Raw genomic sequence first — 16,134 nt, forward strand, 5'->3', positions numbered from 1 at the left:
CAGTACAACCTACGCTTTAAACTTCCAAAACATAGTGGTATTTTTGCAGCATGACATTGGAGATTTCAATAAACAATCACGATTTTGTATTGCATTGCACCGGGGCAATGTACTGGGTAAAAAAAAAGATGCTGCTTATCAGCGATGCCCATTTAGGTAAAGTATCGCACTTTCGAAAGCATGGGGCGGCCATACCCGGAGCAATCATCCATAAAAATTTTATAAAGCTTGATGAAGCCGTGAACCACTTTAATCCGGAAAGCATCTGTTTTTTGGGCGACCTTTTTCACAGCGAATTAAATAATGAATGGCATTTATTCCATAATTGGGTGTTACATACTGACATCCCCATTGTACTGGTTGCGGGCAATCATGACATCATTAAACCCGACAAATATCATGACCTGAATATCCGGATCGTCAGTGAATGGGAACTCGACGGTATGCTGCTTACCCACTATCCCGAAATCCGTGAAGGATTTTTCACGTTGTGCGGGCACATACACCCAGCTGTAGAGTTGCGCGGGGCCGGAAGGCAGTATTTAAAACTGCCATGCTTCTTTCAGTCGCCCGGGCAAATGATACTACCTGCCTTCGGCGAATTTACAGGCACTTATGTGATGCAGCCCCAGGAAACCGATTTAGTTTACGCGATAATTAAAGACGCGGTCGTTAAGATCGGATTTGATTAAACACCGCCGCCGTTGTACCTGTTACATCCGCAAGTCCTTTTGTAACCAAGCAGGCATTTAAGGATATAATAAAACTTCCGTAATCGATGCTGTCAATTTTATTTTCTAACTTTGATGTTTATTTAATTCTCTTTTCCAATAAGGGATTGCTGCACAATTATCCCTGAACATTTCCATAAAATCCAAAGACGGAACACACGCTCATGAAAATATTACTGCGTTATTTAAAACAATACAAGACCACTGTTTTTGTAGCATTGGCACTGGCAACCATAAACCAGGTTTTTTCACTCTTAGACCCTTTTATCTTCCAAAAAATCATCGATGACGTGGCCACGGTTTACAAGGCCGATAACCACACGGTAAACGAGTTCTTTATGGCGATACTCCCACTGTCTGCTGCTTCGGTAGGGGTTGCTTTTATAAGCCGGATCGCTAAAAATTTCCAGGATTATTACATTAGCACTATCACACAGCGTGTTGGCGCACAAATATATGCCGACGGTATCAGCCACTCGCTCCTGCTTCCATTCGAATCGTTTGAAGACCAGCGTTCGGGCGAAACCCTGGGTATCCTGCAAAAAGTGCGCACTGATGTGGAGAAAATAATCCTGACCGGTATAAATATCCTCTTCCAGTCGATCATAGCTTTGATATTCATATCCATTTATGCCTTCACGGTGCATTGGGCAATACTGCCATTGTTCCTTGCTACTGGCCCGCTGATTGCATGGATAAGCTCCGTACTCAGCAAAAAGATCAAGACGATACAGGTACAGATCGTAAAACAGTCTACAGGGTTGGCTGGCTCTACAACCGAATCATTACGGAATATTGAGCTGGTAAAATCTTTAGGACTGGCAAAACAGGAGATCGCACATCTTAACGCGACAACACAAAAGATACTTAAACTGGAGCTTAAAAAAGTAAAATACGTTCGTTCCATGTCTTTTATACAGGGCACCTGCGTAAATTTATTACGTACGCTGATGGTACTGGTACTTATTTACCTCATCTACCAGGGCAAGATCACGTTAGGGCAATTCTACACGCTTAATATCTATTCGTTCTTCCTGTTCGGGCCGTTGCAGGAAATTGGGAACGTGGTTAATACCTACCGGGAGGTTGAAGTATCGTTGCAGAATTTTGACGAGATCTTTAAAATACCGGTAGAAGAAAAACCGAATAACCCCCACCCTATTATTAATATCGACACCCTGGAATTCCAGAATGTCAAATTTAAGCACCAGTCTGCCAATAAAGATGCCCTTAAAAATATAAGCTTCAGTGCTAAACGCGGTGAAACTCTTGCTTTTGTTGGGCCGTCGGGTTCGGGTAAATCGACCTTAGTAAAATTACTGGTAGGCCTCTACCGCCCGAAAGAGGGAAAAATACTCTATAACGGCCATAATTATGACGAGATCGACTTCGACCAGCTTCGGGAACGTATCGGCTTTGTAACCCAGGATACGCAACTGTTCTCGGGCACCATACGCGAGAATCTGCTCTTCGTGAACCCAACAGCTACAGACGAACAATGCCTAGAAGTACTACGGCAGGCGGCCTGCCATACCCTGCTGGACAGGGCCGAAAATGGTCTGGATACTATTATTGGGGAAGGCGGCGTAAAAGTTTCGGGGGGCGAAAAACAGCGCCTGAGCATTGCACGGGCTTTACTGCGCAACCCTAACCTTTTGGTATTCGACGAAGCCACCTCATCCCTCGATTCGCTTACGGAAGAAGAGATATCCGAAACCATAAGAGAAGTATCTATAGATAAGACCCACCTCACGATCGTTATCGCCCACCGCCTTAGCACTATTATGCATGCTACGAATATCTTTGTTTTAGAAAAAGGTAATATAGTAGAAAGCGGGACGCATAACGATCTGTTACAGCTTAAGGGATTATACTACGCCCTTTGGAGACAGCAGATTGGCGAGAGGGAAAAGGCTGAGAATTAAACACCAGCCCAAACAGATATAAATTAAATGAGCCCGGATTTACCGGGCTCATTATTTCACGCTTACCTGTAAGCTTATTTATTCAGGATAATTACAATTTTATTGAAGTCGGCAGCCGCATTGATCACTGCACGATACGCTTCAAAATTTTCCAGAGGATAATTAAGTATATTGTAATATTCGGTATTTTCTACAATAATCTCGTTCCCTTTTTTCTCATACTTGCTTATAAATGCAGCCTCGGTTTTGCCGTTTACGCTTAAGGTTTTATCCATGTTGAATTTATCAAGATTTTTAACCGTTGCGCCTGCCGGAAGAATGATTTTTATTTTACGCGTGTAAGAATGCGGATGGTTTATCTCTACAGGCAGTACCCTTTTATTTTCCTGGTAAAGCTCCATTTGCTTACCTATTGTCTGCCCCACCGAGAACAAATAGTTGTCACCTGCCTTGCGTATAAGGTCTTTGCCTTCAAAGGTAATATCCATTATAAATGGTTTTTTCCCAATAAAATCTACACCATCGTTCGTAGTGTTAAGTGTTGTATACTCTGTTTCCACTGTATAATTTTCGGCAATGCTTTTAAGTACCGCCTTGTAGTTATCTGCCGGAGCAAAATCTTTTATAGGCTGAAAATTCAATGCTGAATATCCTCCAAATTGTATCTTACTTGTTACCATAGGATTTTCCATGTCTTTCGAAAAATCAACAGTAATATCCATGATGTCGTGTGTTATGTCAGCACCGGGAATTTCTATCATGGCAACTTCACCAATACCCATTTTAGTACCTGCAAAAGTTTTCTCTTTTATAAAAAGCCCATTTGTACCGGCCAGCTCATCGGGTATAAGCGGGATCCTGTATTCTACCTCCAGCGGTGTCATGTATTTTTTGATTGACGGGAAATAAAATAACAGCTCGTCCAGATTTTCGTAGCTCTCAAAATCTTTGTCAAATGCGATCTTATAACGGCTGGATGTTAATACAAGGTTGTTCTCTACACCCATTGTTGTAAACACCGCAATATATAGCCTTAATATATCGGTTTGGTTAGCCTGTTTCGATTTTATAATATCCTGAAGCGTTTCCTGCCCATCGATATACCTTTTGTAGCTTATGGTTTTCTTTATCTTATTTTCTATATTCCAAACCTGTTCCTGCAAGTCAGAAGATTTCGCTATGCTTTTGCAAAAGTCGGCAATGGCATTTTGTTCTTTCTTGCTGTACTCCGGGTGAAACCTCTCATACAGGTTCGTTGAAAACTCTTTGAAACCGAAAAGGTTTTTAGTCCCGTTAGCTAAATTTTCATCCAGTTTGTAACGGAAACGCTTTATGTTACCATTCCAGTTTGAATATTTTTCGTCATCATTTAAAGCTGGCGTATCGGTCTCGCTGACAGTTAACGTATTTGATTTGGCCGACGGCGCTTTTTGGGTAATAACCGGTTCAGCAAGCCCATTATAGCTTTTAGTCCTGAAGATCAGGTGATCGGGGTAAATTAACTGGAACTCACTTTTTGCAATAGGATATTCATCCTGCATTTTAATGGTGTGCCCTTTTAATTCAGGAGATTCTTCAAGTATAAATATGGTTTCTATAACTGCACCTTTCTCAAGGCCATTTACCGCAAAGTATTTATATTTAACCCCTCTTTCTTCGTCAGTTTCCTCTTTAATATCGCCTTTCTTAAGTTCGATTACCTTACCGCTCTTGAGTATAACACGCGCTTTGGTGGTAATTACATTTTCCTTGGATCCGTAGGGTATGTATATCCTGTTATTGCGTTCTACCGCATCATCGCTGTTTATGTATGTTTTTTCGTGAGAAAGGTAATATTGTAGCGCCCCATCTTTGCCCGGAACAAGCTCGATCTTTATATTACGCTCAAGTATCGCTTCTTTTTCATCTTTATATTTGGCAGGGATTTCCGGTTTGGTTTGCTTTTCATCCCAATTATAATTTTTAAAAGAACAATCCTGGGCTTGTACATAGCTATAAGAACCGCATAGTGCAAAAAACAATAATGCCGTTTTTATTTTGAGAGTTAAATTCATTTTTGAATAAGTATTAAGGTTTGTGTGTAGGCGCTTTTTAGTTTTTTTATAGTCTCAGTCCATAATGCAAAGTCGGCTTTTTCCAGCAATAATTTTTTAAGCTCTATTTTTGCTGCCAGCGAAACAATGCCGCCGCTATTGGTGTATTTAAAATCGGCTTTCATTACAGCATTGTCAAGGCTAAAATTTTCAGGCAGGTATTTTACCGAATAATTTTGGGGAATCTGCAGGTTGTAGGTAGTGTTATATGCCGAAAGATAATCCAGGTCATAGGCCGTTACACGATCGGGTTCCAGTGTAAGTTTTTCGTAAGCGCGATCCATAAAAAGGTTTATATACAGCTCTTTGTCTACCTGTATGGCATAATCGTCAAGCTCAAAATTAAAATTAACCTGATAAGGCTTATCACGGTCTGATACATTCGACTCGGTATAGTCCTTAAGGTAAAACTTATTGCTCCCCATGAGTACCAGGCTTTTTATCATTTCAAAGCGTGTTTTGCCGGAAGCATCGCCAAGCTGCGACAAAATATTGCTCCTTGAGTAGCCTCTATAATTTATTGAGCCTGAACCTGAAATTTTTTCCTTATCAAGGCTTAATTTTATAACCCCGGCAGCTTCGTTATTTTCAGCAGGTACAACAGGCACACGAATAATCTTGTAGGTATCCCCATTGCTGATAAGGACTTCTTTATCCTGGATAAATGCCGTTGGTATCCCATAGCGGGTTTCACGATCGGTCGCATCAAGGAATACATAATTGCCATTGTCGTTGTATACTGCTATCATGTGGTTGTCTACAGCGGGTGTAGAAAGTTCCTCATACGAATAAGGGATATCGCGCGTGCCTACCCAGGAAACGGTTACATTTTTTACTCCGGCATAAGTAGCCATAGCGCTAATAATACTGGCCATGTCTTTACAATCGCCAAATTTGCGTTTGCATACCAAAGCTGCTTCTCGCGGGATAAAGCCCTCATACCCGTTTTCGAACGCTATGTATTTGATATTGTCTTTAACCCAGTAAAATATCTTTTTTACTTTTTCGGTATCCGATGTAAGCCCGGCAGTAATCTCAGTGGTAATTGCTTTTAGTTCGGCATCGTCTGTTTTGTTCAGGTTTTTTGTAAACGCTTTATAGTAATCATAGAGTTTTTCCGTGTCATCCAGTACATTTATTTTTTTTGAGTCTATTGTGTAGTCTTTCACATATACGTTAATGTGCGGTATGAAATAACGAAAGCCCGGATTATTAGGCTCCATTTTTACTGCTTTTACGTCTTTTAATGTCCATCGGTATATAAACTTTCCCTTCTTTTCTGATTTGGAAAATTCTATGGTATTACCAGGGTCGTTAAAAATGCGGTAGCCAATCGTTATATCTTTGTCTGTGCGCACTTCCAGTGTAGCATTAAGCATAGGGTAGCTACTGCCAAAAATAAAGCTTTGCAGCAAATACGGGTCTAGAAACTCTGTTTGTACCGTATATACCTTTCTTGCCCCGGCTTCGAGGTTGGGGAAAATAAGCTGGCGCTCTTTTACATCATTATAAAATACAGCGCTTTGCCTTGCCTGTTTTTCGTTAGTTTGCGTAACCTTTATCTTTCGGTCTTTACCTTTATCGTTAACGATGGAAAAAGCCTCATACTCCTTAAGCTGGACAAGTTCTGAATATGAAAAGTCTTCCTCGTTGTTTTGTATGCCATTTTCTGACATGATCATGGACTCGTAATAATCATTGCGCAGCACACGCAGCTTTTTATTGTCTACAAAAATATCATAAGAGCTCTTATCGCTAATGACAAGTTCATTAACGTCAGCATAGATTTTCTTATATTCTGCAAATGTGCCTGTTTTTTCCTGAGCTGCAGCCTGAAGTGCGATGAGAGGCAAAAGCGCTGCAAGGTATTTTTTATTTAATTTCAACAAGTACATCTGAATCATAGCGTTTTGTTTGGGAAATAGTCCCATTATTGTAAATTTTGCAAAGGCCGTGCATCTGGTCATTTTTATATTCGGCATTTACCCATGGCTTGCCGTCTTCTTTAAAAAATTCCTGAAGACCTTCGAAAGATGAATTTTTAAAGTTTTCCTTTTTGTATACTTTCCCGTTGGCATAATATTCTGCGCGTAGCCCCGTCAAAAGGCCTTTATCATAATTGCTTTCATATTCGGGTTTACCTTCCGGGCTGCTTACCAGGAATCTCCCATCCATGTTACCGCTTACATAGTTAAGTTCTATCGCATTTTTACCATTAGGGTATACGGATACAATTTTAGCAGTCTGGGCTGCAACCGGTTTTTTATCGGTTAGTTTCCCGTCTTTGCCCATTGTTATGTAGTACACCAGCTGATTGCGCTGATAGCCCAGTATGAGTATATTATCTCCTTTTAAATTATAGTATTTTACCTCGCCTTCTTTTTCATCATCATACTGCGTCGTCTCTGAAAACTTATTTTTATTGTTGTAATAACGTATAGTTGTCCCGGTGTTATCTCCGAAAATATAAGTATCCACAATCCTCAGGTTTCCGGCAATGTCATAAATTTTACTTGTACCGTTCTCCTGCCCCGAATAATAATCTTTATCTAAGAGTGGCGCTCCTGTGGGGCCGTTTTTCAGATACTTTCCGTGCCTGATGCCGTTTGCATAATTACACTGAATATAGATACTGCCTGTTTTATCCTTGATCGTATAGGTGCCGTTTAATGTACCATTCGTTAATGTATACTCATGCACGAGAGTGCCTTTATAGTACAGGTTCTTTATTTTACTGTTATTATTTTTATAATCAACTTCATTCTCTTTTTTACCATCGGTGTCAAAGGTTTCCATCTTTATGGCAGTCCCATCTTTATATGTAGTGATTTCACTCGGATTCCCATTTTGCCAGTAATCATATCGTTTAGATTGCAGTTCGTCATTGATGTAAAAACTTTCTGAAGAAAGGCTACCGTCAGAATAAAAGAATTTTGCCGGGCCGTTGGCATTCCCGCGGTTATAGTAGTACGAACCCGAAAGAACGCCATAGTCATATCTTTCATAAACACCCTGCAATGAGTCGTTTACATAATTTACTATGCTGGCAAGCCTCCCATCATCATTATAGCTAAATGATTTACCCGATTGTAATCCATTTTGATAATTATCCTTACTTCTTAAAATACCGTTCGCGTAAAAATAACTCCATTCGCCAGTTTTCCTGCTTTTTTCAAATTTGCCGGTCGTTATTATTTTTCCGTCAATTGTTTTAATACTATAAGCGCCTTTATTTACAGGTACATCTACAGGCTTTGCATTGCCTGCTGTATATTGAAGGCCGGACTTGATTTCATTGTTCTTATAGTTTTCCTGAAAATACAATTCGGTATTAGTATTATAATAATTATAGGTAGCAGGATTACCTGTTTTATCATATATAATTTCGTAGGATTTTTTGCCATTGGCAAAATTAATAACACCATTTGTCGGGATATTATTTGCAAAAATAGTTTCCTCCTGTAGGGTACCATCCGGAAAGTATTTTTTTAATGGAGACGAGATTATACCACCCTTATAGTCAATCTCTGATTTTAAAACCTTGCCATTATAGTATTCAAAAGCTTTCCCCTCGCGTTTCTCCATAACAAATGAATCTTCGCTGGATACATTTCCTGCTTTATCATAAACAATATATTTACCGTTAAGCTTGCCATTGAGGTAATTGTCTTCTGATTTCTTTGTGCCGTTTTCATAAAGGCAGGTAAGGGTGCCATCGCGCTCGCCGTTGATAAAATTACCTTCGCATGCTTTACCCCCGTTCAGGTAGTAAGAAGTACTGATGCCATGAAGTTTGTCATCTTTGTAGTTTTCTGCCAATTCAATATTGCCATTATCAAAATAAGTGGTCCTTTTACCATTGAGTTTACCATCGGTAAAGTATTTTTCTTCGATAAGGCGGCCCTTATAATCATAATATTTTTGCAGACCTTCAATTTTGTCATTCGCAAAATTTAGTTCAGACACCATGTTGCCACTGGCATTAAGCACCTTATACTTGCCCTCTTTTTTGCCATTTACAATTTTCCCTAAAAGATAAGGCTTACCATTTTGGAGATATACCACCACTTCTTCCTGTTTTCCAAAAAGGTCTATCTTGCGTTTTGCAAAAACATCCCAAAAATCATTGGCAATATAACCATCTGTAAAAGCCTCGATCTTTTTATTTTGTGATGTAAGCTTTTTTCCAAGCTTTTCTTTCATACCCAATAAAATATAGTACGAAAAGCCCTCAAACTGTTTCTTCTTTGACATATCTGCCAGCCACGGAATGTAAGTGGTTTCAAAAAAACCATTTTCTACTTTGTGTTCTGGTGCATAATCTATTATCGCCTGTACCTGGCGTATGATTATATCATCAAATTCAGAGTTAACTTTATAAACACTCCTTAATGGCAGCGAGTTTCGAAGGACAACATCTATATCCTCAAAATTATCCCCGCCTGCTTTGGAAAACACCAGCTTATTCTTATCAAGGTAGTTATCTGCAAACTTTGCATTTAGTTTTTTTATAATCTCAGGACTGGCAGAACTCTCTGGAACCAATGTTAAATAGGCAAGTAAAGCCATGGTGCCTTCCACGGCGCGCCCGTCTTCCAAAGCTATCAGGCCTAAAAGATAATGCGAGCCCGCATGGTTCGGGTTTATCATAATAGCCTTCTCCAGGAAGTCTACACTTTTTTGCCGCTCTTCTTTACGTACATAAAGCAATGCCATGTTATACAAGAGTGAACTTGAATTGGGAAATAATTTTTGGGCTTCCAAAAACATTTTCTCAGATTTATCATACTCTTTCCTGTCGCTCAAAAAGTTACCGTAAGACATATAAAAATCCGGCACTTCGGCCATATAGCCTTTTACATAGGCATTTTCATAAAAAGCATTTGCGGCTTCTTTATCTTCACCGGCAGCAAGAGCCATTGCTTTTTCATATTGTGCGGTATAATACTTTGGATCATTGGTAACGATCTTATCAAATTGCTTAATTGCGTCAGCATATTTTTGCTCGTCGTACAATCTGATACCTTCTGCAAGGAATGCATTACCATCATACACAGCAGAATAATCTACCTGAGAATAGGCTGTGCTGCAAAGCCCAAAAACAAGGGCCGCCAATACGTTTTTCATGGGGGAATAATATTTCCCCAAATATAATTTTTTTGCCAAACACAGGACACTTTTCTTAAAGTTTTCTAAAAATTTTATTAAACATTTTTAGAATAGAAAAAATACTCCCAAGCTACTTGATAAAATGCAGAATACCCCAGGAGTATAGCGTTGTTGGCAATTATTTTCAATTGAAATGAAAAGATAATGACAGGCCTGTAAATTATGATTGCTGTATTTTCAGGCCTATCAGATATCTTTTAAAAAAATGTATCTTGTGGCTAGTATTTATTATAGTTCGTTCACAATTTCCGAGAGTATCCTGTAGGAATGCACCCTGTCCTGATGATCGTACATATTGCTTACAACCAGCAGTTCATCTACCCCAGTTTCGTCCAGGAATTTTTTCAGCTGTTTGGCTACTGCTTCCTTCCTCCCTACAAATGAATATTTCAGCATTTCGCGCACTGCCGGGTTGTGCTGTATCATCAGGAGTTCATCGGTCATTTCCATCGGTGGCTGTAATGGTTCCCGCTTACCTGTCAGAATTCCAAGGAACATTCGTACTACAGAGGTGAAATTCCGTTCAGCCTCCTCATCGGTATCCGCTGCAATGACATTGATCCCTGCCATAGCGTAGGGTTTATCGAGATACTGCGATGGCTGGAATTCTCTCCTGTATATGTCCAGCGCCTCATGAAGGAGTCCCGTGGCAAAATGGCTGGCAAATGCATACGGAAGGCCCATTTTTGCAGCAAGGTGTGCGCTGTCCAGGCTCGAACCCAGGATGTATACCGGCACGTTAACGCCCTCTGCCACAACTGCCCTTACCTGCTCCCATTCATTATCATCAGAGAAATATTTTTGTATCTGCTGTATCTCTGTGGGAAATTTGTTTACAGCCTGCATCCTGTCGCTTCGTATGGCATGTGCAGTCACCTGGTCCGTTCCGGGTGCCCTGCCTAATCCGAGGTCAATGCGGTTGGGGTACAGCCTGCCCAATGTTCCAAATTGTTCAGCTACAATAAGAGGCGAATGGTTTGGGAGCATGATCCCGCCAGACCCTACCCTTATCGTTTTTGTATGCCCGGCAATATTCCCGATAAGTATCGAAGTGGCCACGCTGGCAACATGGATCATGTTGTGGTGTTCCGCCAGCCATAAGCGGGTGTAGTCCATTTCTTCTGCCTTTTGGGCAAGGTCGACACTATTTTCAAGTGTTTGTTCTATAGTCGCCCCATCTGACACAATGGCAAGTTCCAGTATCGAATAGGCTGTTTTCTTTTTTGTTGTTTCCATAGTATTATATTGCACCCTCACTTAGCGAAGGTGCTGTAGCTTATCGTGGTTTGCCGCATTCGAAAACCGGTCCATAATAAACTTTAGTTTTGGATTAATGTAAAGTTCGCAAAAAGGTTTTTGCGGATCGCTGAAATAATAGTCCAGCAGTTCTTCCCTGCTCGCTTTAAATGACGCGAAAGGCAGTACCTGAGTAATAACAGGCCTGTCAAATTCCGGCTGTAAATTCACAATAGCCTCTATTGCCGTAAGCCTGTCATTTTCGTTATAAGTGTAAACGGCCGACCTGTATCTGTCCCGCATCGGGTGCATTGAGGTGCTGCTGTGCGTGTGGAGATGGATAGCAATAAGGGTTCCGAAAGGTATGCTATCATCATCGTAAGTAACAACAACGCCTTCTGAAAATTCCGAATTTTCTCCTTCAGACGCAATCCACCCCTGCTCAACAGACAGGACTCCTTTCAATGACGAAAAAACCGCTTCGGTACACCAGTGGCAGCCACCGCCAAAACCGGCTTGCTTACTCATGCTTTGTTATAGCTGTATCCTGAGTATCTTTCAGCCTGCTTTTAAAGAGTTCCTTAAACTTCTTCAGCTTCGGGTCGATAACCGCCTGGCAATATCCCTCCTGTGCGTTATTAGCATAGTAGTCCTGATGGTACTCTTCTGCTTTATAAAAATGTTCAAATGGAACAATTTCAGTTACAATCGTATCTTCATAAAAGGGCTGCATTTCTGCGATTACATTTTGTGCAATTGCTTTTTCTTCGTCATTCCTGTAAAAGATACTGCTCCGGTATTGTGTACCTGCGTCAGCGCCCTGCCTATTAAGGGTTGTCGGGTTGTGGGTACTCAGGTGTATACGCAGCAAATCGGCATACGATATTTCACCGGGGTTGTAGGTAACCTCGATCACCTCAGCGTGGCCTGTCAAACCACTGCATACTTCCCTGTAGGTAGGATTATCTATCCTGCCACCGCTGTAGCCGCTCTCTACCCGGCTGACGCCTTTCAACAAAGTAAACACCGCCTCGGTACACCAAAAACAGCCCCCGCCAAACGTTGCTTTCCTTTCATCACTTTCCACCTTTTTCAGCGCTACTGCATTCATACAATACCTCAGTCCACCGGGTTTGGGGCCATCAGGAAAAACATGTCCCAGGTGTGCATCGCAGGTATTGCATACTGTTTCTACGCGCATCATGCCATGGCTTACATCTTTATTATAGGCTATAGCATTCTCACTTACAGGCTGTGTAAAAGAAGGCCACCCCGTACCGCTTTCAAATTTTTCGGCGGCATCAAAAAGCAATGTGCCACAACATACACAGGCATATTTTCCGGGCTCAAACAGCGAGCACATTTCCGAACTGTAGGAACGCTCAGTGCCTTTTAAACGTGTAATCCTGAATTGTTCAGCGGTCAAAAGCTTCTGCCATTCCTCATTGGTTTTTACAACTTTCTCAGCCGGAACAGGATTACCGCTATTGGTAAATTTTACAATATCAATCCACTTAAGCATACTAAATCCTTTCTTTAATGTAGTTTATAATATTACAGTTATAAAAAGCGTGCCAAAGGCGATATTCCTTATTAATCGGCTCTTTTGTCAGGTCAGTAATTTAAGCAGCGAACAATAGGTGTGAGGTATTTTTATTGAAGTAAATTGTTTACTCTTTAAACTCATCATCAACGGCCTCCCGTAAATCATACAAGAGCCATTGTCCGGCAAGCACAGCGCTTTTTTGTGATTTTAATAACGCTATAAAATCTTCCACGCCGAGAGGCTCGTTGCCATTGCCATGAATTAAAACAATACTCCCTGCCTTTGCCTGCTGCCCTTTCGCCAGCCATGCATCGCTGCCGATGGGAATAAGCCCGTAATTGGTTACCTTCCCTACAATGGAATTATCCGATACCAGGCCGGGAAAACGAAAAAAAACCGACGGCACCAGCCCGTGTTCCAGCATAGCGATCTCCGTCCCGAGAATTTCAAAATCGAGGTCGGTTCCCGGTTCGAGGAGAAAATTATCCTTCAGTGGTTTCTTAGGATCAAAATGATGGTTGTAGGTATGGTTTACCCAGGTAACAGCGATATCGCCTGTGCTTACAAGCCCTTTAAGCCACTTAATATCCTCGCCGTGGGTAAGCATAAACCTGCCACTTATTGATAATGCGACGGGTACGGGTTTTTCTATTTTTTGGAATTCGGTAATGAGTGACGTAAAAACAATCCTGTCTAATGGCTTATGCGACGGGCAAAGATCTATTGTCAGCGTTATGCCATGTTCTTTAGGAAATCCGTGAATGATACCAGCATCCTGCAATGCAAAGGACTGTTTTTGTGCCGTAACAATAGCCCTGCAATAGGGCGTGTCCCTGTATTTTGACAAAAGCCCTGCCCGGTCGAGCGGCTGCATAGTTACTACCCGCGCAGGTATAATCTGGGTCTCCATCGTTTGGGGATCAACAGCCAGATAACTATCTACCCCATTTCTGGCAAATTTCCTGATAAAAACAATGTCATGGGTATTGTAGGTGCCGTAACCGTAAACGGCTTTATAGTTACTGATTATTATTTCCTGAGCAATAGCCGGGCTACTGCTTAAAAAGAAGGCCAATATGCAAATGATACCAAATATGCTTATGATTGAACGATGATTGCTGCGTGCCATAGTACTACTATTTATAAACTACTTATGCTAAATTCAGGTAACTCCTTGGATTACTGCGGGCAATCAGGTCGAATTCCTCACTGCTAAGGCCGGCAATAGTATCTGAGAGTATTTGTTTTTCGGATTTATGGTTGCGCACCACATAGAAGTCGGTGCCAAATAATACCCTGCTCCTCAGTTTGGCATTATCGTGCTTCAATGTCGATTTCAGCAACGAATGGATAGCATTATCATGGGCAATGTAGCTTATGTCAGCATATACATTGTCAAACTGGAGCATCATACTGCATAGTATCGAATACCAGTCGCAGCCTTTCCATAACTGTTCAATTTTCCCGTCGGTTCTACGGCCCGTTTTGCTCTTTAAAAAAGTAATCCCTACCGTAGGATTTTTAAGCACCTGGCTGCTATACAGGTCGCGGTCGAGCTCAAAAAAACGGTGCCATTCGTCCTCGCCTCCAAAATGGGCAAAACACATCTTTAGCTTCGAAAGGTCATGGATAAGGGGTGTACTTTCATCACTATAGCCAAATACCTCATGCAGCTTAGGAGCTTTACCAACCACTTTGCGCAGCAGCTCTTCTTCCAGCAAACAGAGGTAATTAAGCGGATGTGTAAAATTTACACTGAAGTCTTTGTTTGACATTTCGGGCAACAGCAGCGGAACATATTTCCCCTTGCTGTCGGCCTGCTGGAAAATGGGGTGCCTGTCCCATTGCTTTTCTTTCTTTCCGCGATAAAAAATAGTCCCCCTGATACAGTGCGTCATGACAGGGATATTGTTCTCCCGGGCATACCTCCAAAGTACGAGCAGCCTTTCGTCAAAAGGGTAATAGCCTAAGGCAGGATAGATTTTGAAACCCGAAAAGCCGTTTTCTTCTATATACGTTTTTACCATGCAGGGTTCAAGGACTATTTTTCCATTGCTAACCTTATATCTAAAGAAGTTCTCATCATCAGTCATCCTTCTCGGATCGACAAAAAGGAAAGGATAAATTACATCTTTCAGCATTTTTTTCATTTTCCTAAGGTCTTCCATCTGTGTGTAGAAGTTTTTAGTCACCTTCCCGGCTCCCATATATTCCATATCCATGGGCAGGATCACGAAAGATGTTTTTGACGGGTACTGGTCCCTAAGCCTGCGGAATATCCCTGCCTGTGTTGTATAAAATGCAAAGCGCCCAATGGTTAGGTAGCGCAATACCAGCTCTTTTGTACCTTTTCCCGGCAGTGCCCTGAAAACCGACCAGCCTTTTTTTAGGAAAAAGAACAAGAGGTTCCTGCCTGTGGGGAAAAATAGCCAAAACGCGAGCGCGGTCAGGATTTCAGGAAACATTTTTTTATGCCATAACAATATATTATATTCAATGAGCCTGGCTTTAATTTGAGGAAGCACATCAGGAAAAACCATGAATACAATGTGCAGCAGCATCCAAAACCCTATTAGCCAGTAGAAAAGAGACAAGACCGAAGATCTAACGATTCCCATACGTGTATGGTACAGCGCAATTTCCAACCGTTTGTACCACGGCTTAAACTGCCATCTGTAAGGCCCTTTGAACCATTTCCGGAATAAAGCCACTATCATTTTAAGGGAAAGCATGCGATATAAAACACCCCAAAAGATACCCGACACAAATGTCTTTGCCAAAAATGGCGGCACATGGTCGGCAGTAAAAACGTGGGTATGGCAATTGATTATAGGCAGTTCACCGCCAGTAGATTCACTTGGTTCCATAATGGTTATTTTGGTTTAAAGCAATCATTGGTCCGTAGTAAAAATAGTAATAAACCTATTAACTATTTAATTTTTAATGCCGTATCCATTTTAGAAGGAATAATTAAAACAGTTATAACATTAATGCTGTTTTTTTGATGTAATTTTAATGTAGGTTACTACGAACTTAAAAAAAATCATTATGCATAAGAGACCATTGAATATCAGTGAAGTCATTTTAAAATATACGCTCGATACGTCCGATGATATCGCACTTAACTGCGACCACTGGACTGCTACGGATTTTGCAGGTGCAATAGATTCCGGGCTATTACAATATGAAGGATGGGAACCGAAAAACGAATCCGGTGCCCCCTTCATTCCTGTTGACGGTGCTGTCACCGTACTCATCTCCGTGCGCATTGAAACCTATAATCCTGTTTTAGAAGAAGTGGACTTTACTTACGGAATTGTTGATGCATTTCAAAACGGTGCCTGCAGGATAGAAGCCAATGACACCCATACCGTAACTATAAGCATTAAGGGTATAATCCACGACCATAATATCCATCATCCGGAATAGTTTCC

Annotated in this window: 11 protein-coding genes; 3 read left to right on the top strand and 8 right to left on the bottom strand. The window is 41.2% G+C overall.

From position 1 onward, the window contains the following. The first annotated feature begins 50 nt into the window (after positions 1-50). Both pdeM and AAEO56_RS12210 read left to right on the top strand, forming a co-directional pair. Positions 51-692 (top strand): ligase-associated DNA damage response endonuclease PdeM, encoded by a 642-nt coding sequence (gene pdeM, locus AAEO56_RS12205; RefSeq protein WP_341697344.1) that lies wholly within the window; start codon positions 51-53, stop codon positions 690-692. Between the two features lie 203 nt (positions 693-895). Beyond that, a complete protein-coding gene (locus tag AAEO56_RS12210; protein ID WP_341697345.1) occupies positions 896-2,656 on the top strand; it encodes an ABC transporter ATP-binding protein in 1,761 nt (586 codons plus the stop codon). 74 nt (positions 2,657-2,730) lie between these two features. Here AAEO56_RS12210 and AAEO56_RS12215 read toward each other — a convergent pair whose 3' ends face one another. The 8 genes from AAEO56_RS12215 to AAEO56_RS12250 form a co-directional block, all read right to left on the bottom strand. After that, a complete protein-coding gene (locus tag AAEO56_RS12215; protein ID WP_341697346.1) occupies positions 2,731-4,710 on the bottom strand; it encodes a DUF3857 domain-containing protein in 1,980 nt (659 codons plus the stop codon). Continuing rightward, complete coding sequence (locus AAEO56_RS12220; RefSeq protein WP_341697347.1) at positions 4,707-6,653, bottom strand: DUF3857 domain-containing protein; 1,947 nt, start codon at positions 6,651-6,653, stop codon at positions 4,707-4,709. Before AAEO56_RS12220 ends, AAEO56_RS12215 begins: the two co-directional genes overlap by 4 nt. Continuing rightward, complete coding sequence (locus tag AAEO56_RS12225) at positions 6,622-9,876, bottom strand: tetratricopeptide repeat protein (protein ID WP_341697348.1); 3,255 nt, start codon at positions 9,874-9,876, stop codon at positions 6,622-6,624. Before AAEO56_RS12225 ends, AAEO56_RS12220 begins: the two co-directional genes overlap by 32 nt. Positions 9,877-10,146: 270 nt before the next feature. Next, positions 10,147-11,154, bottom strand: a complete 1,008-nt coding sequence (locus AAEO56_RS12230; RefSeq protein WP_341697349.1) for an LLM class flavin-dependent oxidoreductase — start codon at positions 11,152-11,154, stop codon at positions 10,147-10,149. 21 nt (positions 11,155-11,175) lie between these two features. Beyond that, positions 11,176-11,682, bottom strand: a complete 507-nt coding sequence (locus AAEO56_RS12235; RefSeq protein WP_341697350.1) for a peptide-methionine (S)-S-oxide reductase — start codon at positions 11,680-11,682, stop codon at positions 11,176-11,178. Then, positions 11,675-12,676: a bifunctional methionine sulfoxide reductase B/A protein gene (locus AAEO56_RS12240; protein ID WP_341697351.1), complete on the bottom strand. Its 1,002-nt coding sequence runs from the start codon at positions 12,674-12,676 to the stop codon at positions 11,675-11,677. Before AAEO56_RS12240 ends, AAEO56_RS12235 begins: the two co-directional genes overlap by 8 nt. Before the next feature lie 148 nt (positions 12,677-12,824). Beyond that, complete coding sequence (locus AAEO56_RS12245; RefSeq protein ID WP_341697352.1) at positions 12,825-13,829, bottom strand: polysaccharide deacetylase family protein; 1,005 nt, start codon at positions 13,827-13,829, stop codon at positions 12,825-12,827. Positions 13,830-13,851: 22 nt separating this feature from the next. Then, positions 13,852-15,567: an amidohydrolase family protein gene (locus AAEO56_RS12250; protein ID WP_341697353.1), complete on the bottom strand. Its 1,716-nt coding sequence runs from the start codon at positions 15,565-15,567 to the stop codon at positions 13,852-13,854. 181 nt (positions 15,568-15,748) lie between these two features. Here AAEO56_RS12250 and AAEO56_RS12255 point away from each other — a divergent pair, with 181 nt between their 5' ends. Continuing rightward, positions 15,749-16,129, top strand: a complete 381-nt coding sequence (locus AAEO56_RS12255) for a hypothetical protein (RefSeq protein WP_341697354.1) — start codon at positions 15,749-15,751, stop codon at positions 16,127-16,129. The last annotated feature ends 5 nt before the right edge of the window (positions 16,130-16,134 follow it).

This window comes from Flavobacterium arundinis (assembly GCF_038289855.1).
Taxonomy (GTDB): Bacteria; Bacteroidota; Bacteroidia; order Flavobacteriales; family Flavobacteriaceae; genus Flavobacterium; species Flavobacterium arundinis.

What these genes read in the sequence shown, in the direction of transcription:
- AAEO56_RS12240 (WP_341697351.1), bottom strand. Translation starts at nt 12,676, where the DNA reads ATGCTTAAGTGGATTGATATTGTAAAATTTACCAATAGCGGTAATCCT.
- AAEO56_RS12215 (WP_341697346.1), bottom strand. Translation starts at nt 4,710, where the DNA reads ATGAATTTAACTCTCAAAATAAAAACGGCATTATTGTTTTTTGCACTA.
- AAEO56_RS12245 (WP_341697352.1), bottom strand. Translation starts at nt 13,829, where the DNA reads ATGGCACGCAGCAATCATCGTTCAATCATAAGCATATTTGGTATCATT.
- AAEO56_RS12230 (WP_341697349.1), bottom strand. Translation starts at nt 11,154, where the DNA reads ATGGAAACAACAAAAAAGAAAACAGCCTATTCGATACTGGAACTTGCC.
- AAEO56_RS12220 (WP_341697347.1), bottom strand. Translation starts at nt 6,653, where the DNA reads ATGATTCAGATGTACTTGTTGAAATTAAATAAAAAATACCTTGCAGCG.
- AAEO56_RS12235 (WP_341697350.1), bottom strand. Translation starts at nt 11,682, where the DNA reads ATGAGTAAGCAAGCCGGTTTTGGCGGTGGCTGCCACTGGTGTACCGAA.
- AAEO56_RS12250 (WP_341697353.1), bottom strand. Translation starts at nt 15,567, where the DNA reads ATGGAACCAAGTGAATCTACTGGCGGTGAACTGCCTATAATCAATTGC.
- pdeM (WP_341697344.1), top strand. Translation starts at nt 51, where the DNA reads ATGACATTGGAGATTTCAATAAACAATCACGATTTTGTATTGCATTGC.
- AAEO56_RS12225 (WP_341697348.1), bottom strand. Translation starts at nt 9,876, where the DNA reads ATGAAAAACGTATTGGCGGCCCTTGTTTTTGGGCTTTGCAGCACAGCC.
- AAEO56_RS12210 (WP_341697345.1), top strand. Translation starts at nt 896, where the DNA reads ATGAAAATATTACTGCGTTATTTAAAACAATACAAGACCACTGTTTTT.
- AAEO56_RS12255 (WP_341697354.1), top strand. Translation starts at nt 15,749, where the DNA reads ATGCATAAGAGACCATTGAATATCAGTGAAGTCATTTTAAAATATACG.